24 protein-coding genes are annotated in these 22,558 nt (G+C 29.2%); 23 read left to right on the top strand and 1 reads right to left on the bottom strand.

All coding sequences use genetic code 11. From position 1 onward, the window contains the following. Positions 1–107: 107 nt before the first annotated feature. From OLM55_RS10830 to OLM55_RS10860, 7 genes are all read left to right on the top strand, one after another. A complete protein-coding gene (locus OLM55_RS10830; protein WP_264558923.1) occupies positions 108–860 on the top strand; it encodes a hypothetical protein in 753 nt (250 codons plus the stop codon). Positions 861–1,563: 703 nt separating this feature from the next. Further along, positions 1,564–1,992, top strand: coding sequence for a hypothetical protein (locus tag OLM55_RS10835; protein ID WP_264558924.1), 429 nt, complete (start codon positions 1,564–1,566; stop codon positions 1,990–1,992). 454 nt (positions 1,993–2,446) lie between these two features. Beyond that, positions 2,447–3,115 (top strand): ATP-binding cassette domain-containing protein, encoded by a 669-nt coding sequence (locus tag OLM55_RS10840; protein WP_264558925.1) that lies wholly within the window; start codon positions 2,447–2,449, stop codon positions 3,113–3,115. 1,236 nt (positions 3,116–4,351) lie between these two features. Continuing rightward, positions 4,352–4,792, top strand: a complete 441-nt coding sequence (locus OLM55_RS10845; protein ID WP_264558926.1) for an ankyrin repeat domain-containing protein — start codon at positions 4,352–4,354, stop codon at positions 4,790–4,792. Positions 4,793–4,951: 159 nt separating this feature from the next. Then, positions 4,952–5,743 (top strand): hypothetical protein, encoded by a 792-nt coding sequence (locus tag OLM55_RS10850; protein WP_264558927.1) that lies wholly within the window; start codon positions 4,952–4,954, stop codon positions 5,741–5,743. A 178-nt stretch (positions 5,744–5,921) separates the two neighbouring features. Then, a complete protein-coding gene (locus OLM55_RS10855) occupies positions 5,922–6,419 on the top strand; it encodes a hypothetical protein (RefSeq protein ID WP_264558928.1) in 498 nt (165 codons plus the stop codon). A gap of 161 nt (positions 6,420–6,580) precedes the next feature. Further along, the gene (locus tag OLM55_RS10860) at positions 6,581–7,555 is read left to right on the top strand and encodes a tetratricopeptide repeat protein (protein WP_264558911.1); all 975 of its coding nucleotides are present in this window, start codon (positions 6,581–6,583) and stop codon (positions 7,553–7,555) included. A 195-nt stretch (positions 7,556–7,750) separates the two neighbouring features. Here the strand turns inward: OLM55_RS10860 and OLM55_RS10865 are convergent, their stop codons facing one another. Further along, positions 7,751–7,969: a crAss001_48 related protein gene (locus OLM55_RS10865; RefSeq protein ID WP_264558929.1), complete on the bottom strand. Its 219-nt coding sequence runs from the start codon at positions 7,967–7,969 to the stop codon at positions 7,751–7,753. 211 nt (positions 7,970–8,180) lie between these two features. Between OLM55_RS10865 and OLM55_RS10870 the strand changes: the two genes are divergently transcribed. The 16 genes from OLM55_RS10870 to OLM55_RS10945 all read left to right on the top strand — a co-directional run bounded on the left by OLM55_RS10870 (position 8,181) and on the right by OLM55_RS10945 (position 22,390). Beyond that, the gene (locus OLM55_RS10870; RefSeq protein WP_264558930.1) at positions 8,181–8,864 is read left to right on the top strand and encodes a hypothetical protein; all 684 of its coding nucleotides are present in this window, start codon (positions 8,181–8,183) and stop codon (positions 8,862–8,864) included. Positions 8,865–9,044: 180 nt separating this feature from the next. Further along, on the top strand, positions 9,045–9,386 hold the full coding sequence (locus OLM55_RS10875; RefSeq protein WP_264558931.1) for a hypothetical protein: 342 nt from the start codon (positions 9,045–9,047) through the stop codon (positions 9,384–9,386). Between the two features lie 156 nt (positions 9,387–9,542). After that, positions 9,543–9,971 carry a hypothetical protein gene (locus OLM55_RS10880; protein WP_264558932.1) on the top strand — a complete coding sequence of 143 codons (429 nt, stop codon included), beginning with the start codon at positions 9,543–9,545 and terminating at the stop codon, positions 9,969–9,971. Positions 9,972–10,168: 197 nt separating this feature from the next. Continuing rightward, a complete protein-coding gene (locus OLM55_RS10885; protein ID WP_264558933.1) occupies positions 10,169–12,553 on the top strand; it encodes a T9SS type A sorting domain-containing protein in 2,385 nt (794 codons plus the stop codon). Between the two features lie 153 nt (positions 12,554–12,706). Next, positions 12,707–13,051 (top strand): hypothetical protein, encoded by a 345-nt coding sequence (locus tag OLM55_RS10890; RefSeq protein ID WP_264558934.1) that lies wholly within the window; start codon positions 12,707–12,709, stop codon positions 13,049–13,051. A gap of 2 nt (positions 13,052–13,053) precedes the next feature. After that, positions 13,054–13,296 (top strand): hypothetical protein, encoded by a 243-nt coding sequence (locus OLM55_RS10895; RefSeq protein ID WP_264558935.1) that lies wholly within the window; start codon positions 13,054–13,056, stop codon positions 13,294–13,296. 185 nt (positions 13,297–13,481) lie between these two features. Further along, positions 13,482–13,952 (top strand): hypothetical protein, encoded by a 471-nt coding sequence (locus OLM55_RS10900; RefSeq protein WP_264558936.1) that lies wholly within the window; start codon positions 13,482–13,484, stop codon positions 13,950–13,952. Between the two features lie 114 nt (positions 13,953–14,066). Further along, positions 14,067–14,612, top strand: a complete 546-nt coding sequence (locus OLM55_RS10905) for a hypothetical protein (RefSeq protein ID WP_264558937.1) — start codon at positions 14,067–14,069, stop codon at positions 14,610–14,612. A gap of 148 nt (positions 14,613–14,760) precedes the next feature. Next, on the top strand, positions 14,761–15,666 hold the full coding sequence (locus OLM55_RS10910) for a hypothetical protein (protein WP_264558938.1): 906 nt from the start codon (positions 14,761–14,763) through the stop codon (positions 15,664–15,666). Between the two features lie 165 nt (positions 15,667–15,831). After that, positions 15,832–16,386, top strand: coding sequence for a TlpA family protein disulfide reductase (locus tag OLM55_RS10915; RefSeq protein ID WP_264558939.1), 555 nt, complete (start codon positions 15,832–15,834; stop codon positions 16,384–16,386). A gap of 169 nt (positions 16,387–16,555) precedes the next feature. After that, the gene (locus OLM55_RS10920; protein ID WP_264558940.1) at positions 16,556–16,993 is read left to right on the top strand and encodes an SMI1/KNR4 family protein; all 438 of its coding nucleotides are present in this window, start codon (positions 16,556–16,558) and stop codon (positions 16,991–16,993) included. A 191-nt stretch (positions 16,994–17,184) separates the two neighbouring features. Further along, positions 17,185–17,757: a hypothetical protein gene (locus tag OLM55_RS10925; RefSeq protein WP_264558941.1), complete on the top strand. Its 573-nt coding sequence runs from the start codon at positions 17,185–17,187 to the stop codon at positions 17,755–17,757. 247 nt (positions 17,758–18,004) lie between these two features. Then, complete coding sequence (locus tag OLM55_RS10930; RefSeq protein ID WP_264558942.1) at positions 18,005–18,610, top strand: hypothetical protein; 606 nt, start codon at positions 18,005–18,007, stop codon at positions 18,608–18,610. A gap of 654 nt (positions 18,611–19,264) precedes the next feature. Next, the gene (locus OLM55_RS10935; RefSeq protein WP_264558943.1) at positions 19,265–20,227 is read left to right on the top strand and encodes a hypothetical protein; all 963 of its coding nucleotides are present in this window, start codon (positions 19,265–19,267) and stop codon (positions 20,225–20,227) included. A gap of 156 nt (positions 20,228–20,383) precedes the next feature. After that, positions 20,384–21,349, top strand: coding sequence for a DKNYY domain-containing protein (locus OLM55_RS10940; RefSeq protein ID WP_264558944.1), 966 nt, complete (start codon positions 20,384–20,386; stop codon positions 21,347–21,349). A 183-nt stretch (positions 21,350–21,532) separates the two neighbouring features. Further along, complete coding sequence (locus OLM55_RS10945) at positions 21,533–22,390, top strand: hypothetical protein (protein WP_264558945.1); 858 nt, start codon at positions 21,533–21,535, stop codon at positions 22,388–22,390. The last annotated feature ends 168 nt before the right edge of the window (positions 22,391–22,558 follow it).

A 22,558-nucleotide genomic window follows, 5' to 3' on the forward strand; every position in this document is an offset into this window, starting at 1 on the left:
GATGGTTTTGTACTTGCAAAGTCAGTGAAAAACCGAAAGTTTAGGCTTCCTTAATCCGCCACTTCTGCAAGCTGCGAAACGTTATGCAACATTTTAGAAAACTGCACATGAAAAAGACATTTACTTTATTTATAACTTTAATTTCACTTTCAACCTTCTCTCAGAATAGTGAATCTGTTAATCTTTCAAAAATTAATTTTTGTGAATTCTCAATTGATGATTTAAAAGCTAAAGATCCGAATGTAAAACAAGTAAAAGTTGAGGAAATGGATTTGTGTTCAGATGCTTTTGTTCAAGATGGCAGGTTTGAAAATAGAATTGGATATGAAAGTACATTATTTCCTGGTGTCATATTTCAAAAGTATGAGAAAAGTACTAACGTAATTGCAAAAATTCATTTGACTAGAGAATTCAAAGGATATTTACCTGACGGAAATTATATTGAAGTTGAAAATCTTAAAGCTTCAGACGTTTTAAAAAAGTATGATTCATTGAATTCATGGACTTCAAGAGGTTGCTCAGATTATTTGGGGATAAAAAAAGATGATAAACTCAATTTTTTCGTAAAAATCGACAAAAACAAAAATCCGAGATATCCAATCGACCAAAAATATTATTCAGAACAACTTATTGAAGGAATTGATATCATTTCAGACTGTTATACATATTTCGAAAAGGAAAAAGTGAAACAAAACCCACTTTACATTGTAGAAGAAAAAGAAGTAACCGAGGAATTTATTAGAGAATTAAAACCTGAAGATGTTGATTCAATAACTGTATTGAAAGATAAAAACGCAATTGAAAAATATGGCGAAAAAGGAAAGAATGGAGTGATTGAAATTAAACTAAAGAAAAAATAAAAACGTTGCATAACAGGCGTTTGGCAAGATTGCGAATTTTGTAGTAAAATCACATTTACTTTTCGCAAGAAATTTTATCTTTAACAGAAAATAATCGGTTCCGTAGCTCGCAACCTCGCCAAGCGCCGGAACGTTATGCGTAATTTTGAAAAATGAAACGGAAAACAACTTATATCATATTAATACTTCTGTTCTTAATTGGGATTAAGCAATATATACATTTCAATGATTATGAACTTGGAATTGTTCAAGGGCTTTTCCTTGTTTTTTCTATCGCAATATTTTTTATTATTTTTTTGGTCTTATTAATAAAGGATATTTATAGCCTAATTAAATTCAAAAAAAAGTTTGATTTTATTCCTTCAATATTACTTATAACCTTCGTTACATCTATATATTTTGGTTTTTCTAACGTTAATGAACCTTATTTTTGGAAAAAAGAATTTTATAAAGGTAAAAATTGCTATATAAATTCTAATGACGAAATATTTCTTTATAAAAATGGAACTTGTGCATTTAAAATATACAAAATCGAATACAAAAGTATAGTTCAAGGAAAGTTTAAAATTATAAATGACACATTAAAAATATCAGATTACGACACAACTTTAGTAAACAATAGTTTTTCAAATCTGTATTTATTTGTAAAAGATAGTTCTTTAATTTCTCTAGACAAAAATCATCTAGATATCATAAAAATAAAATGATGAAACTTAGTAATAGACAATTTGAAGCTCTAACTTATATTTTTGAAAGAGAAAACGGAAATGTAAAATCCGAATTTGAAAAGCAAATAATTAAAGAATCTGGAATTGGAGATTTAGACTCTAATACTTTAGAAAAAATTGTTGTTGACGGACTAAATAATAGAATTTACATTGACTCTAGTGAACGAATTAATGCGTATTGGTCACTTGGGAAAACTCATAACAAAAAACTTATACCAAACTTTCGCGAATGGCTATCTGATGAAATAAAACTTAAAGATGCACAAGCTGTTTATCAAATCTTAATTTCTCTTGGAAACATGGAAGAAGATGTTTTTAATCCTGATAGAGATGGTAGTAGTGCTTTCTATGAAACTGAACTTAATTTAAGAGACGCAATAGACTATTTAAAAAACTACGCATAACAGCAGTTAAAAGTAATGGCTTAGGCAAGGGCATACTTCCGAATTTTCTCCGAAAATTCAAAAGTTTGCGTTATATTTGTGTTGGCTTGGTTTTGGCTCGTCGCCACTTCTTTTAGCTGCAACACGTTAGGCGAAATACTAACCAAAATCTTATGAAATTAAATATAAAAAAATGTATAATAAAGCAATTTCTAAATATTTTTTGGATATAAATATGTTCAATTTACCTTTCTGCTTGATTATTGGGATGATATCCGGAATTATGTGGAGTATTATATCTTTTTCTACTTTAGGTATTTTATTTGGTTACATTGGATATCAAAATTTCAAAAAAAATCAATATTACGCATATTATAATCTTAGTTTTACAAAAGCAAAACTTTTAAAAACAGTTTGGTTATTTAATACAATAATTTCAGTTTTATTACTTTTAATATATATAAAATTCAGATAAATGGATGTATTAAATATATCGAAACTAAATAAATCTTTTGGTAAAAAAGTTATTTTAAAAGACATAAACCTTGATTGCAAAGTTGGAGAAATAGTTGGAATATTTGGTCGCAATGGTACGGGAAAATCAACTTTATTAAAATTAATCTTTGGAACAATTAAAGCAGATTCAATATTAATTAAATTAAATGCTGAGATTATTTCACAAAACAAAGTTATTTCTTCTAAAAAAATTGGTTATCTACCACAAGAAACTTTTTTACCAAAAGAGTGGAAAGTAAGAGAAATAATCCCTTTCTTTTTTCCAAATGGAGATGACCAAGACAAAATTTTTTATTCAAAACAAGTATCAAGTTTTGAAAAAATGAAAGTTGGACAATTATCTTTAGGACAATTACGATATCTTGAATTGTTAATTATTGGAAATCTCAAACATCAATTTATAATGCTCGATGAACCTTTTTCAATGATTGAACCTATTTATAAAGATGTGATTAAAAATTTATTATTGGAAATTAAAGAAACAAAAGGGATAATTTTAACTGATCATTATTATAATGATGTACTTGAAATAACTGATAGAAATTTCATTATAAAAGACACCGAAAAAATTGAAATCATGGATAAAAAAGATTTAATAAAATATGAATATTTGAGATCTGATGAATAAAAGTACTTCGCCTAACACACGCTACAAGCAATTTGGGGATTTGGCTTGATGGAAAAATTGGTTTGTATTTGGAAGATTTGGCAAATCCGAAAGATAACGCTTCCTTAATCCCAAACTGCTTGTAGCGCGAGAACGTTATAACGCATAAACTCTGTGCGTGTAAAAAAGCTGTTTAATAAATTCCGAAAACAGAAATTTTAACCGAAAATATCCGAACTGATTTTTGTTGATTTAAACTTAAACTGGCTTCAGAAAAACTTCAGAATTTGAATTTCTTTGTGGAGTTTCACTCGCCGAATTTTAAGCTTACGTTTGCGAACTTTTCAGTTTTCTACTTATCCAGAGTTTGGAAAGTTTTGGATTTAAAAATTTGAACTACTTCTATTCTATTTTTTTTCAATAAATTGAAAAACCTTAAAGCTTTCGTCCGAACTGAACGTAGCAATTCTTTGTGTGTAAACTGAGTTTTAACTTTGTGTTAGTTTACGCGTTATAACAGCAGTTAAATTCCATGGCTTTGGTTTGGGCTTTTCAGCGGAAAATAATGCGGTTAATTAAATGTTTTGTATATATTTGTGTTAGCCGTAGCTTAATTATCGCCACTGGAATTTAGCTGCAAACCGTTGTAGTACATGGTTTCCGAAATGACGCAAAATGAAATTATTCAAGTTTTTGTATAAGAATCAATTAATAACTTTGTGTAGAATTTTTGAAAAGAACGTAATCGTAAATCAAGTATTTTTTCGAAAATTAGAAAATTCTCAAAACTGAACTTTGTCGAAAAGTTTGCTTGAAAATCTTTGTGCAGAAATCTTGAAAAGAACGAAAAAGGAATTCAAGAATATTTATTGGAAAATTAAACTTTACGAAATCTGAACTTTGTAGAAAAGTTTGCTGGAAAATCTTTGAGTTGAAATTTTAAAAAGTGCGTAATCGTTAATCAAGCTTATTTTTTTTTAAGTTGAAAATCTCAATTTCTGAACTTTGTGGATAAATGAATTGCTGAAAAACTTTGTGTTGAGAGTTTGAATTCAACTTACATAAATTCGTTCCGAATTGACGCAATCTGAATTAAAACAACCACGTACTACAACAGCGGTTAGCAAAAACCACAAACGCTTGGTCAACTTTTGGAAAACCCTGTCGGATTTTCCAATTTTAGTTTTATATTTGTTGTGGTTAGTCTTAAATCTTTGTGGCTTTCGCTAGCCGCAAAACGTTGTGGTTAATTTTGATATGGAAGAACTAATACATTATTTATTCAATTCTGACCTAGAAAATGCAGAGAAATTAATAAAATCTGGTATAGATATTAATACCAAAAAAAGCTCTGGAATTTATCCTATAGATGCTGCTATTAACAGCGATAACCCAAAAGTTTTAGAATTTATAATCAGAAATGGAGCAGATGTAAACATTGAATATGGACTACCTCTGAGTATAGCAATTGATTATTGTATGGATGGAATGATTCAAAATGATATCGAAAAACCTTATCCCGAAGCAATTGAAATGATTAATATTTTAATCCAGAATGGAGCTCAAATAGATATAAAAAATAGAAACGGAAAAACTCCAATTGATGTTTTAAAATCATACGCTTCTCAAAAAGATAAATTAGAAATACTTAAAAACATATTTAGAGGTGTTATAAAAAATATAGACGATTATTTATAAAACTAACCACAACAGCGGTTTGCTTCAATGGCTACTTCCGGATTTTCCTTCGGAAAATCCGCTGCTGAATGGAATGTTTTGTTATATTTGTAATGGCTTGGTGTTGGCTCAACGCCACTGTAAGCAAGCCTCATAACGTTACCGCCAATTTTAAAAAAAATGAATAAATTAAAACAAGTTTTTTTCCTGATACTAACTGTATCACTTTTTACTAGCTGTGATTTTATTAACAATGCTTTTACATATAAAGACACAACTGAAGGGTTCGTAGAAGCTTTAATAGATGAAGATTTTACAAAAAGCTTAACTTATATGGCTACAGAAAATGAGGCTTATAAAAACACAAATGTTGACACGCTAGAGTTAGGTTTATTAAATGTTAAAAATGTAATAGTACAGAACTTTGGTAAAGAATTAAGCTATAAATTTATAAGTGCTAATAAAACCTTTTCAACAGTTGAAGGAGAAAGTACTGCGCCAAATACTACCGTAGCACAAATTGAATTTTCTAACAACAAAGAATTTGGAGTTTTTGAAGTAACATTTGATGATAACTCAAATAAAATATTACACCTTAAAACACTTAATTTCAAGGAAAAAATTCCAAATATGGTTTTTTTCTGGTTATTCGGAATATTAGCAATTTGCATTCCTATTTTTAATATTTGGGTGATTCGAAAAATTAAGAAAAGTAATTTAACGAAAAAATGGCTGAAATACATAGCCGTGATATTTCTAAATGTTCCTGCAATAACTTATAGTGCAGTTTACGGACTTTCTTTTAGCTTATTAAATTTTCAAATATTATTTGGTATTAGTTTTTCATATATGGGATATTTAAATTCAGTTTGGACTTTCGGAATTCCATTAGGAGGAATTTATTGGTTATGGAAACTGAATAAAACGAAAAGTGAAATCGTACTAATTGAAAATGAAATAGCGCCTGAATAAAAACTGGCGGTAACAGCAGTTAAAAGCAATGGCTTAGGCAAGGGCATACTTCCGAATTTTCTCCGAAAATTCAAAAGTTTGCGTTATATTTGTTTTGGCTTGGTCTTGGTTCGTCGCCACTTCTTTTAGCTGCAAAACGTTAGGCGTCAGTTTGACTCAAGAAACTTAAACACATTAAATGAAAAAAATTTGCATTATATTATTACTATTTACAGCTAAAATTTATTCTCAAGAAATTTTAAAAGAGGATGAAGTTTATTCTGAAAATAATTTGGTTTATAAAGTTAAAAATTCTGAACTTTTTACTGGAAAAATTCAAAATTTTAAAGGTAAAAACCATTTGACATATGAAATAGAATTTGAAAATGGCGTTTTAAAAAAAGGCATCGAATATTTTAATGGAAAAGGACAAATTATTGCTGAAGAAATTTATTATTATGCAAACAATCGAATTGTAGAAAAGAAAATTAAATATTCTTTAGATCATAAAACTTTATGGATTACTTATTATAACGAATTAGGTGAGAAAGTATTGGAGGAAGATTTTTATGAAAATAAAACAATTTACAGATGTCCATATTTAAAAAACAAGAAACATGGAATTGTTTTTTCTATAAATAAAAAAGGCGTGAAAAGTGAATGTAAATATGAAAATGGAAAACTGATTAAAAATTAAACCGAACGCCTAACAGCGGTTTGCTTCAATGGCTACTTCCGGATTTTCCGACGGAAAATCCGCTGCTGAATGGAATGTTTTGTTATATTTGTAATGGCTTGGTGTTGGTGCAACGCCACTGAGAGCAAGCCGCAGAACGTTGTGTGTAATTTTAAAAAGAAATGAGACAGAAAATTTTATTATTATTGACTTTTATAAATTTTATAAATGTTCATTCCCAAAAGTTAAATGGAACTTGGATTTTAGAAAAAACGGTTTATGAAAATGGAAATCCTTTAGAAATAAATCATACTTTATATTCCACTTTTACCGAATATGAATTTTTAACAAACTCTATTAAAATAAATGACCAAAAATTCAATGCAAATTATACAAATAATTCAATAAAACTTGATTTTAGAGAATTGCTTTTTTCATTCGAGAATAAATATTTACTAATTCAAGAAAAAGGTGATGACAAAATTCAAATTTTATCTAAAAAAGAAGATTTTTTAAGTAAAAACATTGAATTCAAATCAGAAATTGAAATAAGAAATCAAGATACTCTTTACATTTCGAATGAAGTTTATAAACCACAATTTAATAACGAGTTAACATTTGAAGATTTTTTAAGAAAAAACATCTCGAAATACACATCAGAATCTACAAAAAACAATTTATTTAAATCTGAATTTGTTTTAACTAAAGAAGGGAAAATTAAAGACATTAAAATTTTAAGCGGTATTTCAAAATCATTTGATAACGAGTTTATTGTAGCTTTAAATAAAGCCGAAAGATATTTTAAAAATCAAACTGGAAAAGATTTTTTAATAAAACATAATTTTAATTTTTTTCAAATGTTTAAAGGATTAACTGAAAAAACAGAGAAAGAGTTTTATGCTATTCAGAAAAAAGGAAATTTACACTTTCAAAATAACGAATTTGATAAAGCAATTATAGAATATGAAAAACTTAATATTATGGATTTAAATTCTATAAAAGAAAGATTAGGATTTTTATACAGTGAAGCATTTATAAATTTAGGGATTTCTTATTTAGCTGTAAATAAAAATGAAGAAGCTTGCAATTCATTTTCAAAAGTTGGAGACATAAGAAATTTCAAAGTCAGAAATTATTTAATAAACTTTTGTAGATAAAAAACTACACACAACAGCGGTTTGCTTCAATGGCTACTTCCGGATTTTCCTACGGAAAATCCGCTGCTGAATGGAATGTTTTGTTATATTTGTAATGGCTTGGTGCTGGTTCAACGCCACTGAGAGCAAGCCGCAAAACGTTAGCGGGTATGGCGGTAGAACCGCAGAACTACCGCCAAAGCCAACTAAATAAGATTACTTTTTAAAAGAGAATTTATCTCCTAAAATTTCTAATCTTTGACCTAAAACTTGCAAATACTCATTCATAAGTCTTGATTGCTTATAAAGTAAATCTTTGTTTTGGCGGTCTAAATCAACAAATGCTTGTGTGCGCATAAAATCGTTTAAAGCATTTGTTTTTGTTGCTAATTCCTGTGCTTCAATTAGAAGTCTGTCATAAAATGAATTTTCCATAATCTATGTGTTTGGGTTTTATCACTCCGCCCAGAAGTTTATCGTTAAAAAGCCACAATCCGCTAACACGTGTTTTGCAAGATTGTGAAATATGTAGTAATTTCAAGTTTTGTAGTTCGAAAGGCATTTTATCTTATCCGAAAATATCCGTTTACGAAGTTCACAACCTCGCAAAGCACCATACGTTATGTGTCAGCTTAAAAAAAAACCAATGAGCAACAAACAGAAATTCTACATATTGACTTTGGCGACAGTATTTTCTATTAGTTGCGGGACAGACAACAAAAGTAAAATCGAAACTAAAACTGACACGACCACCACTAAAACTGTAATTAAAGCTGATAGCTTGAAGCGTGACAAAGTTGAACTCAAAGAGACATTTAATCAAGAAGATTTACCAGTTAATGAATATCTGACCGAAAAACTAAACCCAATACGAACCAACTTTAAGAGAATTAACTCAATTGCAAGTTGGACAACTATAAAAACCAATGACATTTGGGAAACTACCGAAGGTGGCAAAGCAAAATTTTATTATCTAAACGGACAATTAGAAAAAATTACAACTAGACATTTCGGTGATACATTTCAACTATTGACTGAATATTATTTATTAAACAAACAACTTTCGTTTGTATTTGCTAAATTATATAAATACAATAGACCAATGTATTATGACTCGAAATCTATGAAAGAGAATAATGACACAGAAACGTTTGATTTTGAAAAATCAGAAATAATTGAAGACCGTAGTTATTTTGAAAACGGAAAACTACTTCATCAATTAAATAATCAAGATTGTGGTTCTCCTTTCGAAAACGATTATTTACTTGAAGAGCAAAAAAGAATAAAAACAGATTATGAAAAACTACTAAAACTTGAAACGACAAAATAAAAGCCGAACACATAACAGCCGTTTGTTGCAATTGCTAGGCTTGGCTTGTGTTCGGAATTTTCTCCGAAAATTCAACGAGGAGTTTTGTACTTGTAAACTTTTGTATTAAATTTACGCAACTGCCACAAGCGGCAACACGTTGTGTGTAATATTCCAATCAACCGTAAACTGAACTAAAAAATGACTGAATTACAAACTATAAAGGAAAATTTTAAATCGGATTTAAAAAAATTACGTGTTTTATTAATTATACTGACTTTAATCCAAATCGGATATATGATTATAATCTTTGCTGACACAAAACTGTGGATTAAACTCGACTTTGATTATAAAGCAAACTGGCTGATTTGGGGACTGAATTTAATTGTGGCAGGAATTTTCCTGTGGTTTAATTGGACAAGAATGCCAATTAAAAAAAGCACAAAAACAAACAATACATTTATGATTTTGTTTTTAGGAATTATTGGAATGTGGTTATGGATTCCAAACAAACGTGAAATAAATAAACTGTCTGAAAAATAAAAATACTACACACAACAGCCGTTTGTTGCAATTGCTAGGCTTGGCTTGTGTTCGGAATTTTCTCCGAAAATTCCACGAGGAGTTTTGTACTTGTAATCTTTTGTTATAAATTTACGCAACTGCCACAAGCGGCAACACGTTGTAAGCAAGTTTAAAATGAGTGCTAAAAACAAAATATTAGATATAATCATAATATCATCATTTATCTTAATAATTGGTTATGTTTTTTATGGCTTATATTTAATGGTTGATGAAGATAAGTATGGAGATTTAGTATATGTAAAAGGAAAAGTAGAAGACGGTGATTTAATCCTGAAGTGTAACAAAGAATATTTTAATAACAAAGAATCTGAATTTGATGAAATTGGAACAATTGAAAAGTCATTTGGAGAAATTTATGTTTGGGATAATAAAAATACTTTAAAAAGGACTTTGTATGATTGGTGTGAAAAACAAAACGCACAGAAAGTAATAATTTTAAGAGCAAAACGGAAAATTAAAAACCAAAGTGTTCCGAAAATTGAGGGTAAATATAATTACTTATTAAACTCTGCCGAATATGAAAAAATTACAGAAACTTTATAAAAAACCTGCTTACAACAACGGTTTTGTTCAATGGCTTGGGCTTGGTTTTTCCTTCGGAAAAACCTCTATGATTCGTAATTTTGTCTTATATTTGCTTTGGTCAGTGTTTAATCACAAGCCACTGAAACAAAGCCGCAAAACGTTGGCAGACATTATTGACATACAAAACCGAATACAAAATCTTAATTTAAGAATAAATGAAAACAAAAATCCTTTTTATTATTATAGCATTTACATCATTTTGTAACGCACAAATTGTAAATATTCCAAATGCAAATTTTAAAGCTAAGTTAATAGCCGCCAACGCAAGTAATACAACTGCAAAAGATTTATCAGGAAATTATTTCAAAATAGATACTAATAATGATGGTGAAATTCAATTAACTGAAGCATTACAAGTTAGTTCAATTGATGTTTTTTATTCAAATATCACAAGTATTCAAGGTATTACTTCATTTTCAAACTTACAGTTTTTAAATTGTGCTTGGAATTCGATTTTAAGTATTGATTTAAATGGTTTAACAAATTTACAAACATTATGGGCATGGAAGTGTTATGCAACTTCTTTCAACTTCACTGGTTGTACTAGTCTAAACTATATTGATTGTGGACAAAATTCTATAGCAACACTCAATGTAAATAATTTAAATAATTTAACCACTTTAAAATGTAGAGATAGTTATAATTATCCAAACAATTTAAATATTAATATGAACGGTTGTTATAACTTATCATATTTAGAGGTTGATAGTAGTAGAATTGCAAACCTAAATTTAACAGGATTAAACAATTTACAAACTCTAATTTGCGGTGGAAACCAGCTTACTTCATTAAATGTGTCAAATTTAACTAACTTGATTAAATTGGATTGTCGGGTAAATCAAATTTCTTCTTTAGATGTAACCAATTTAGTGAACCTTCAAGAATTAATTTTTTACAACAACAATTTAACATCAATAAACGTAAATAATTTAACACAACTTACAAATTTTTGGGGAAATAATAATCAGCTAACATTTCTTGATGTAACAAACTGTATAAATTTACAATCTCTATCCTGCAACAGCAATGAATTAACAACATTGTTGATGAAAAATGGTATAAATGAAACTTCAAATTATATTTCTGACAATCCTAATCTAAATTATATTTGCTGCGATGATTTTGAAATATCTGAAATTCAGACTATTGCTAACCCTACTTGTCAGGTTAATTCCTATTGTTCATTTACACCTGGTGGAAATTATTATACAATAGTAGGAAATAGTAAAGTTGATTATAACTTAAATGGATGCGATGTTTTAGATTACAACTATCCTTATTTAAAATTTCAAATAAATAGTAGTTCAATAAACACTTTTTCAATTCCAAATCAATCTGGAAATTATAGTATTCCTGTTCAATCTGGAATTTACACTATTACTCCAATACTGGAAAACCCAAGCTATTATAATATATCGCCCTCAAATTCTAGTGTTAGTTTTCCTGCTCAAAGTAGTCCATTTATGCAAGATTTTTGCATTTCTCCAAATGGTAATCATAATGATTTAGAAATAATTATTTTCCCATTAACCAACGCAATTGCCGGTTCTAATGCTAAATATAAATTAGTTTATAAAAATAAAGGAAATCAAATCCAATCAGGCTCATTAAATCTTTTATATAATGATGCTGTTTTAGATTTAATTTCTGCAAATCCATTAGTTTTAAGTCAAACAACAAACTCGTTAACTTGGAATTTTACAAATTTACTTCCATTTGAAAGTAGAGAAATTGATGTGATTTTTAACTTAAATTCGCCAACTGAAATTCCTCCATTAAATATTGGAAATATTTTAAATTACACAGCATCCATAAGTGGTTTGACTGATGAAGCTCCGAACGATAACATTGCAACTTTAAATCAAATAGTTGTAAATTCGTATGACCCAAATGATAAAATTTGTTTGGAAGGAACAACAATCACACCAAGCATGGTTGGTGAATATGTGCATTACTTAATACGATTTGAAAACAATGGAACAGCAAATGCTCAAAATATAGTTGTTAGAGATATAATTGACACCAATAAATTTGACATAAATACTTTAATTCCAATTAAAGGAAGTCATAACTTTGAAACAAGAATATCAAGCACAAATAAAGTAGAATTTATTTTTCAAAATATAAATCTTCCTTTTGATGACGCTAATAATGATGGTTATGTATCTTTTAAAATTAAAACAAAACCAAATTTAGTTGTTGGAAATACTTTTAGCAATTCAGCAAGCATCTATTTTGATTATAATTTTCCAATAGTTACAAATAATTATACAACAACAATTCAAAACACATTGGGTTTACAAGAAAATGATTTTATCAATAACATTTCTATATATCCAAACCCTGTGAAAGATATTTTAAATTTTAAAACAGAACGTAATATTTCAAAAGTTGAAGTTTATGATATTGCCGGAAGAATTTTAAGTTCAAATTCGATTCGTGAAAATAAAATTGATTTGAGCGAACTGAAAACAGGGAATTATATACTAAAACTTTACACTGAAAAAGGATTAATGAACACTATAATAATTAAAGAATAACGATCTGCCAACAAGCGTTTTGCAAGATTGCGGGGTAAGTGATTAATTTAAAGTTTTGGCTTATCAATAAAGTTCAGTAATAACCTAAAAGTAAAGGCTTTTTTAGTCCGTAACCTCGCAAAGCGCTGGAACGTTAGCAGCAAGCGAAAAAAAATGGATATAGAAACAGCAAGATATATTTCAAATTATTATCATCATTTTTTTAATGAAAAGGAAAACATTGCTTATAGACACTTGAATTCTATATTTAAATTACGTGATGAACCCGAAAATTCTCCAAGGCATAATACATATAAAAATAAAGGTTGGATAACAACCGATTATGAAGTTCTTGAGTTAATTAAAAACGGAGAAATAGAATTTTTTCTCAATACCGCAAAAAGAATTTTAAAAGAAAATAAAGATGAGATTTTTTTAAATAAATGTAGTAAGTGTAAAAAATTAGCGAGAACACCTAAAGCAAAGCAATGTAGACATTGTGATAATAAATGGTTTTGAAAATGACAGAATTAGAATTAAAAGAAATTGAAGATAGATGTAAAAACGCGACTAAAGGACCTTGGAAATCAATGATTGAAGGAAGAGATCACACAAGTGGTGATAGTTTTATTATGACAGGTGGTGAAGATATTTACATTTCCAATCCACTTTTTGACAATAATCAAGACTTTATAGCAAATGCAAAGCAAGATATTCCAAAGTTAATTGCTGAAATCAAAAGACTAAAAATGAAAACTGAATAAAGCCAGCTGCTAACAACGGTTTTGCACAATGGCTTGGGCTTGGTTTTTCCTTCGGAAAAACCTCTGCGAATCGAAATTTTGTCTATATTTGTTTTGGTCAGTCTTGAATCACAAGCCACTGATGCAAAGCAGCAAAACGTTATGTGCTATAGCATACGACACTGCAAAAAAGAAAACCTGAAAACATGAAGCACAAAATAATGTACATAGAAAATAAATCTGAAGGTCATAGCGGTTCAGCTTGGATTGGTCTAACTGAATTCTCAAAATCTGGACAAACAGTTTATTTTGACAATAAAGCGCTAAAAAAACTGAAAACGACAGGAATTAGCGGAAATCATTTTGACATAGAAACTGGTGAAGAATATTGGATTTCAGGAGTAAAGAAAAATGGAGAAGACAGACATAAATATGGCGGTGGAAAAGTGATGCTTGACAAAGATTGCGTTGAAGAGTATTTGAAGTTCATAAATGCTGAAAATGTTGACGAACGAAAATTTATTGTTGTTGAAATTAAGAAAACAGACAAAAGCAGATTCAACTTAATAGAAAATGTAGAACTTGAAAATGAAGAAAGAGAAAGATTAGCTTGGGATAGAAAGAAAAATATAACACTAAATAAAGCTACATCACATAACAGCGGTTTGGCACAATAGCTACTTTTATCTTTAACCACACGTTCGATTTTCCGCTGGAAAATCTTATCTTAGCAAGAAATAATCGTTCCACGCAGTCGCTACTGCGCCAAGCCGCGGAACGTTACCCACAATATGAAAAAACTCATTGGTTCAATAATCATTATAGTAATTTTAACATCTTGCAGTAGTGTCAAAAATTCTATTTCGAAAAACAATGTGAAAAAAGTTTCTGAAGAAAACTTTGAATTATTGAACGGAACATACAAAAACTCATCCGCAGAACCAAATATGAAATTCACTTCTCTTTGGTCAGTATTGAATTATAATGCTAAAGAATACGATAATTGGAAAGATTTAAATGTGAAAATAAGTATTAACAAAATTGACCAAAAATCAATTATTTTAAGCTTACTTGAAAATGAAAAAATTATTGAAGAAATAAATATAAAGGGTGAAATTCAGGATAACTATTACTTATTTAAAAATCAGAAAAAAGCAAAAATGATGGTTTTTATTCTGATATGGGGAATTGGAAATTCTTCTGTTAAAATTGGAATTTCAGAAAAAAATGAATTAATAGTTTTGAGTAAAACAGAAGGGATTGGATTAATTGTTGCTTTTCCAGCATTTGCTTCTGGCGGTGGCTTGAGGGAATATAAATTTGACAGAATTGAATAAATACTGTGGGTAACAGCGGTTTGCTTCAATGGCTACTTCCGGATTTTCCTACGGAAAATCCGCTGCTGAATGGAATGTTTTGTTATATTTGTAATGGCTTGGTGTTGGTTCAACGCCACTGAAAGCAAGCCGCAGAACGTTATGCCTAATGATGAGAAACATCGCCATGAAGAGAACTATATTAATTATTCTACTATCTTTTTTAATTCTTAATTGCAAAAAAGAAAGTGATGATTACAACAAATATTATAAGTCTAATAATATTGCTCTAAAAACTTTTTTTGACTCGAAAAACAAATTCACAAAAAGTATTCAATATTATGATACGTTGGGAAAACTTGAATACAAAATCATTTATAGAAAAAAAGAATATGACAGTATCGTATACAAATATAAAAACAAGATAACCTACAAATCAGGTTTACAAGATTTTAAAGGACCGAAATTTGGTAATTGGAATAGGTATACTAGTGATGGTCTGTTAAGTGAAACCAGAGAATATTTTATTATTGGAAAAGATTATTTACTAAATCGACAATGGTATTTTGACAAAACAGGCGATACACTTTGGTATGCCAATAAATTCAATAGATACAATCAAAAAGAGTTTTCAAATGATACTTTAGATAGTAGAAATTCAAGTATGATTAGATTTGATTTTTATTCAAAAGATACGATTAGTATCACCGAGCCATTTGCAGCTAGCGTAATTTGTAATAGCCCATTACTTCGAGAATACAATTCTCAAATTATCATGCTACTAGGAAAGGAAAATCAAAATTTCAATAAAACCTTTTCAAATGAAAAAGAAGTAAAATTGGATACATTTTACAATCTAAATCTAGACAAAGTAAATAGAAAAAATTTTGTCAAAGCTAATCCGAATTATGTGGCAGCATTTGGAAGATGGTTTGACAAACCAGGAAAAAAAGTATTGCTTGGTTATATGTTAGAATATTATGATAGAAAACCAACCACAAAAGATTCTTCAATTCGAGGTGAAAGAAAAGTTTATTTTGAAAAGGAGATTTTTGTGAAAGGAAAAACAAAATAATCACAAGGCATAACAGCAGTTAAAAGTAATGGCTTAGGCAAGGGCATACTTCCGAATTTTCTCCGAAAATTCAAAAGTTTGCGTTATATTTGTTTTGGCTTGGTTTTGGCTCGTCGCCACTTCTTTTAGCTGCAAAACGTTGTGTGTAATTAAAAAACAAATATTATGAAGAAAATTTTATTGGCATTTGGAGCAATTTTAGTAATTGCAATTATTCTTATTATGAGTTTTGGTGTTCAAATCGGAAACGTTAGAATTGGAAAACAAAATGATACTTTAGCGATTAAACAAGATTATGACCTTGTGAATAGTCCTTTCAACTCTGAATATTTAGAAACAGACAAAATAATATGTGTAAATTTATGGGCAACTTGGTGCAAACCTTGTGTAGCTGAAATGCCAATGTTGAACGCTGTTAAAGAAGAGTATAAAAATAATAATATTGAATTTTTGTCTTTCTCGGTAGATACTGATTCAATTAAACTTGGAAATTTTATTAAAAAAGAGAAATTTAATTTTAAAGACATAACATTAGAAAATCTTAAATATAAAACTGCTATTTTAAATTATTTAAGTGAAAAACCAGCAGATAATAAAATAAATTCCTATTCTGTTCCTGTTACATACTTAATAAAAAACAAAAAAATAGTAAAAACTATAGATGGTGGAATTGAAAATAAAGAAGAATTGACTAATGCTATTAATTTAGTTATGAAATAAAAACTACACACAACACCGGTTTTAAGAAATTTGGGCTTTAGTCTTGGATTTTAAGGTTTTTTTGTACTTTCATAGTTCAGTAATTAATCGAAAGTTTCGGGCTAACTTTTCCCAAACTTCTTAAAGCCGAGTAACGTTGTAGCCAATTTAAGAAAAACTCAATATCAGAATGAAATATAGTTTTGAAAAAGATTTTTTGGACAGAAATGAGGATAAAACCGACTTTACTAATCACAGAGATAAAGCAACAGAAGTTGAATTGAAGAAATTAAAAGAGGAATATCCCAAAATACCAACGGAATTTCTCGAATATTTGAGTGAAATAGGAAGCGGAAGTTTTCGTGAATGTCAATTTCAAGTTCAAAAACATTTATTTGATTTAGATGATTTGGGTCTTACAGAAAATTATGACTTAAAAAAAGGAATTAAGTTTTTTGGAGACAACTATGCTGGCGACTTTTCTGGATTTGATTTTAATAATAACCCAACATTGATAGTGGAGTTTTGGCACGAAGACGGAACAATATATGAAACGAATAAGACTTTTAAAGAATATATTAGAGAACAAATGCTAATTGACGAAAACGGAGAAGATAAAAGAGAATAAAAACTGGCTACAACAGCGGTTTGCTTCAATGGCTACTTCCGGATTTTCCTACGGAAAATCCGCTGCTGAATGGAATGTTTTGTTATATTTGTAATGGCTTGGTGTTGGTGCAACGCCACTGAGAGCAAGCCGCAGAACGTTGGCAGTAATTTTGCCCGAGTAGAAACTTAAAAATAAAAACACAATTAGAAATGAAACAATTTATTATAATTTTAGCTTTTTTTCAAACAATAATTTCATTCGGTCAAGAAGTAAACGTGAATAATGAAATTCAAAAAGATTTTAACGATTATTTTAGTCTTATAGCTGAAAGAAAAATAGATGACGCATTAAATTATTCAAATCCTAAATTATTTGAAATAGTCCCGAAAGAGCAAATGAAAAATTTAATGGAAGCTATTTATAAAATGCCGAACATTGAATATCGAACTGGAATTGCGACATTCATAAAGTTTGAGGAATTAAAGAAAATCGAAAACGTTAATTATGTAAAGTTCTACATAATTTCTCCAATAGAAATGAAATTTACTGACATTGAAAATAGTGACGAAAAAATTTCCCAAATGACTAAAAATTTCGAAACTAAGTTTGGAGTTGGAAATGTGGAATTTGATAAAATAAGTGGATTTTACAAAATCAATGCAGAAAAAGTAATTATTGCAAGTAGCGACAATGAACTTTTAGATTGGAAATTTGTAACAGTTGACAATCCAAAAATGAAAGTATTACTTGAAAAAATTATACCGAAAGAACTTTTAAATTAACAAAAACTACTGCCAACAGCCGTTTGTTGCAATTGCTGGGCTTGGCTTGTGTTCGGAATTTTCTCCGAAAATTCCACGAGGAGTTTTGTACTTGTAATCTTTTGTTATAAATTTACGCAACTGCCACAAGCGGCAACACGTTAGTGGCAACTCTAAAAGACAAACTGTGAAACTATTCAACTTCATAAAACGACAACCCAAAACAGACTTCTCACCTGAGCAGACAATAAGACGCTTAGTTGATTATATGCCGGAATTTTATAAGACACAAAGACAGTTTATTAATTGCGTTGAGTTTTTAGAGAACAAAGAATGGGAACTTGCAGTTGACAGCTTAATAGAACTTGCAGACGAAACGGAACACTATTTTTCTGAAGAATTTTGGCTTGGACTTGCAGACTCTGCCGACAAAATGGACTTAACAGAAAAAGTAAATTATTGTAGAAAACAAATCAAGCGAAACGAAGAAGACATTAAATCAAAGACACCATTTGGTTGGACAACTATTAAATTTGACGACACACATTTTCAACATCATATCTCGGAGAAACTTAAAGAAGAATGGGCAACCGAAAGACGTGAAAAAGACAAAGTTCAAGCATTGATAACGAAAGAAGGTGTGCATTTAAAATCTCACGGACGAAGCGGATTTTTATATATTACTGACAATGGAAAAATTGCCGAAGTTGAGTTTGAATTAGGAATGAATGGACTTATCATCTATTTCAATAGTTTGACAAATTGGTCATTACCGACAAAGCAAACACTAACAGCTGACGAGAAACAGAAAATAAAAATTGATATTAATAACTGGGCGACAAAGACAAAAAATGCAATCGAATTTGACGACTGAAACAAGAGCAGCCACTAACAGCCGTTTGTTGCAATTGCTAGGCTCGGTGTGTGTTCGGAATTTTCTCCGAAAATTCCACGAGGAGTTTTGCACTTGTAATCTTTTGTTATAAATTTACGCAACTGCCACAAGCGGCAACACGTTGTGCTCAATAGCTCCGAATTTCCGTATAAAAAGAAAATAATCAGATTTTAAACAATAAAATTCGTGTGATTTTTTGTTGATTTCTTGAAAAGAACGAAATGCTTTTTCAAGTATATTTATTGCAAAATAGTATAATCAGAAAACCGAATTGTACCTAAAAATTTGCCGAATTTTGTGCTGAAATTTTGAATATAACAAATCGATTTATCAAGCATATTTTGTGCTAAATAAAAAACCGAATTGTGTCAAAAAGTTCGCTTAAATATCTTTTTTACTTTTAAATGTTTGAATTCAGCATACATAAATTCGTTCCGAATTGACGCAGTCTGAATTAAAACAGCTACTAAGCACAACAGCACCTAAAAACAATTTGCATTGCTTGGTCAACTTTTGGAAAATCCTGTCGGATTTTCCAGTTTTTGTTCTATATTTGTTATAGTTAGTAACAATTCTTGCAAACTGTTTCTAGCTGCAAAACGTTAGCTGCTATAATAATAAACTACATTAAAAATGTCTATTTCAGATAAAATAAGAAAATCAAAAGCAGAAATTAAACATTCACAAAAACTAAATGTTAGTTCAGAATTGTTCAGGATTTTAGAAGAATTAGAAAGCAGAAAAACTGACAAAGAGTTTTTAATGACAATTCCTGTAAGTATAGTCTCTTCAAATGAAAGTTTTTTTAAAGAAACAATTTCTGAATTAATAAATTTTGACGAAAAATTTTTAAACAATTCTAAATCTCTCATTAAAAAAAACAATATCAAAATTGAGATTGGCGATATATTTTATCTTACAAAATCTACATACACACTTGGAGATTTAATTGCATATTCTTTAAAATATTCTTCAATAGAAAGTTTGTATAAATCATTTTCAGAAATATCTAATTTTAACATTTTAGATATTAAACCTGAAGTTTTAAAAAAATTTATTGAAGATTATGAAGAAGAAGAATTTATTAATGAAAAAAGACCTTTTGATAAAAATAGAATTTTTAAAAACTTAAAAGAAGCTTATGAGATAAGGAATATTATTTGCCATGATTTTTTATCTGCAACACATAAGTTAAAACTTAATTATGAAACTATAAAAAACTATTTAATAGATAATTATATATTTCAAGAATTAACAACTTATATGCTTTCAGAAGAAATATATTCGAAAGTTTTGCCTAATACTCACGAAGAGTCTGTTGAATATTATAGTACTATTGTTGAAGAGAAAACAAAAATATTAGATGGTCTTTATGAAATAATTAGTAAAGAATTAGATACAAATGAGCAGATAGAAAATTTTAAAAAAAATAAAGAAAATTTCGATATTTTTTTAGAAAGTGATTCTAAATGTGTAGCTAACAATTATCGAGACCCGAATGATATATTATTTTATGAATTATGTCTTGAATATAAGGCTAAACTATTAGACCAAAGAATTAGGAATATGAAAGACGAAATAAATTACAGCAGCTAACAGCAGTTAAAAGTAATGGCTTTGGCAAGGGCATACTTCCGAATTTTCTCCGAAAATTCAAAAGTTTGCTTTATATTTGTTTTGGCTTGGTCTTGGCTCGTCGCCACTTCTTTTAGCTGCAAAACGTTAGCGGCTATTTTAAAACGACACCGTAGAATGAGAACAAAATATATAAAAATACTTATTACAATTTTGACAATCTCATTTTTGACAAGTTGTAGACAAGGCTACAAAGTTGAAAATGATAAAGTTTACTATGAATATTGGAACGAAGGTAGTGGACAAGGAAAACGCCTAATTGAAAAAGCAGACGCTACGACTTTTCAAACAGTAGAATTTGATTGTGATTGTAGTTTTGATTTTGGCAAAGACAAAAATCATTTATTCATAAACGGAGAACCAATAAACGACATTGACCCGAAGACCTTTAAATTCATAGGTAATTACATATTTGCCGACAAAAACAAAGCGTATTTTTTTGGTTTTTATAACAATTTGAACGATTGTGCAATAAAAGGAGTTAAGCCAAGCCAAATTAAACTAATTAAATATCCATGGGCGAAAGCAGGCAACTTCTTAATTCACGGACACGACACATTGTATCTTGACGACATTAAAGATTTTGTACCGATTGACGAAGATTGGGGAAAGACAAAAAAATACATAATTAATAACAATCAAATTTTATACGGAGCTGACGTAGAAACCTTTAAAGTCACAAGTACTTTTCAAGGTAAAGACAAAAGATTCAATTACAAGTTCGGAATTATTAATGAAGATGATTTTAAAAAAGTAAGTTTCAAAAATTTTGATTTTACTAATAAGGATTTCTGTCAAACTGAACCGATTGTATTCATTGATGTTTATGACAGCTTAGTCTCATATAACGAAGACAAAACAAAACCTATTAAAGTTGTTGAAAAACTTAATCAAATGGGATTCACTTTAAATGACACAAATTATTTAGATTGGGGTGGAGAATCAAAAATTATTAGAGTTTCAATGACAAGTAATAAATGTAATTGTATTATTGAAAAACTCTATCGTTACGATTATGGAAAACCTTATGAAACAAAAAATATTTTTAAAGTGACAGAAAGAATATACTGTGAAACGAAGTAAAATAGAAATGTAGAACAAAAACAGCCGCTAACAGCAGTTTGGCAAAATGGCGGGTTCAGTGCTAAATTGAACATTCGGTTTTTAAATGAACATTAGTACTAAATCAAAAGTAAGTGCTTCTAAATCCGCCACTTCGCCAAGCTGCAACACGTTATGCCTAATTTTAAAAACCAAAAGTAGAAAATGACGAATTTAATCACCGAAAACAAATTTGAAGAATTAAAAGAAGTTTTAGCCAATCTAACAGATTTTCAAATACACACATATTTATTAGATATTTTGAACAACAAAACTGTTGAAATTGATTCTGAAAGTTTTTCTGCAAAAAGATACCAAGAAGAGTTTCTTGAAGGTTTGACAATATTTGAAGCACTAAAAAAATCAAATATTGACAAAATACAACTTAACAACTTTTCGAATATTTTAGTTGAGCTTGCATTTAAAATGGGCGGATTTATTCAGTTAATGTCTCAAACGGCTATGAATAAAGGTGTTTACTTATCTGATATTGAAGAATTATACAAACTGAATCCATCAATTAGACAACGAGTGCAAGATTTTATTGAGCAATTAAAAACTACTGAAAATCAAGAGAAATCAATTGCAAATCTTTCAGCAACAAAAGCACAAATAAGCAACTCAATTGGAAACTTATTAGAAAAGTTTGAAATTGGACAAGATATGATTCAATTTGCTCAATCGTATGAGAAAGTTGAACAGACAGAAATGGCAACAAGAATTTACCAAGGAATAATGAATGACTTTGAATCTGATTCAGTTAAATCAAGTAGTGGTTTATTCCCTGAAATTTCATATGTTGACGACAGACCTGATGAGGAAATTAAAATATTTGAAACTGCTAAAAAAGGTTTTGAAAGACTTACTGGACAAATTGTAGAAGAACCAAAAAGAGTTCATATAAACGAAAGTGAAAAAGCTAAAGAAATAATAGTAGAAAAAGAAAAAAATATAAGCGAAACAGATAGTGCAAATAAAAGTGGTTTTTTTAACAAACTAAAACGACTATTCAATAAAAACTAGGCATAACAGCGGTTAAAGTAAATGGCTTGGTCTGTAAGTGTCTGGAAAATCCTGCGGATTTCCCAAAAAATAAGTCTATATTTGTTATGGCTGGTTTTGGCTCAACGCCACTTTCTTTAGCCGCGGACCGTTGTAACCAATTTTTGGATAAAATAATCGAAAAACAAC

The sequence above is a fragment of the Flavobacterium sp. N2270 genome, from assembly GCF_025947225.1.
Classification (GTDB): domain Bacteria; phylum Bacteroidota; class Bacteroidia; order Flavobacteriales; family Flavobacteriaceae; genus Flavobacterium.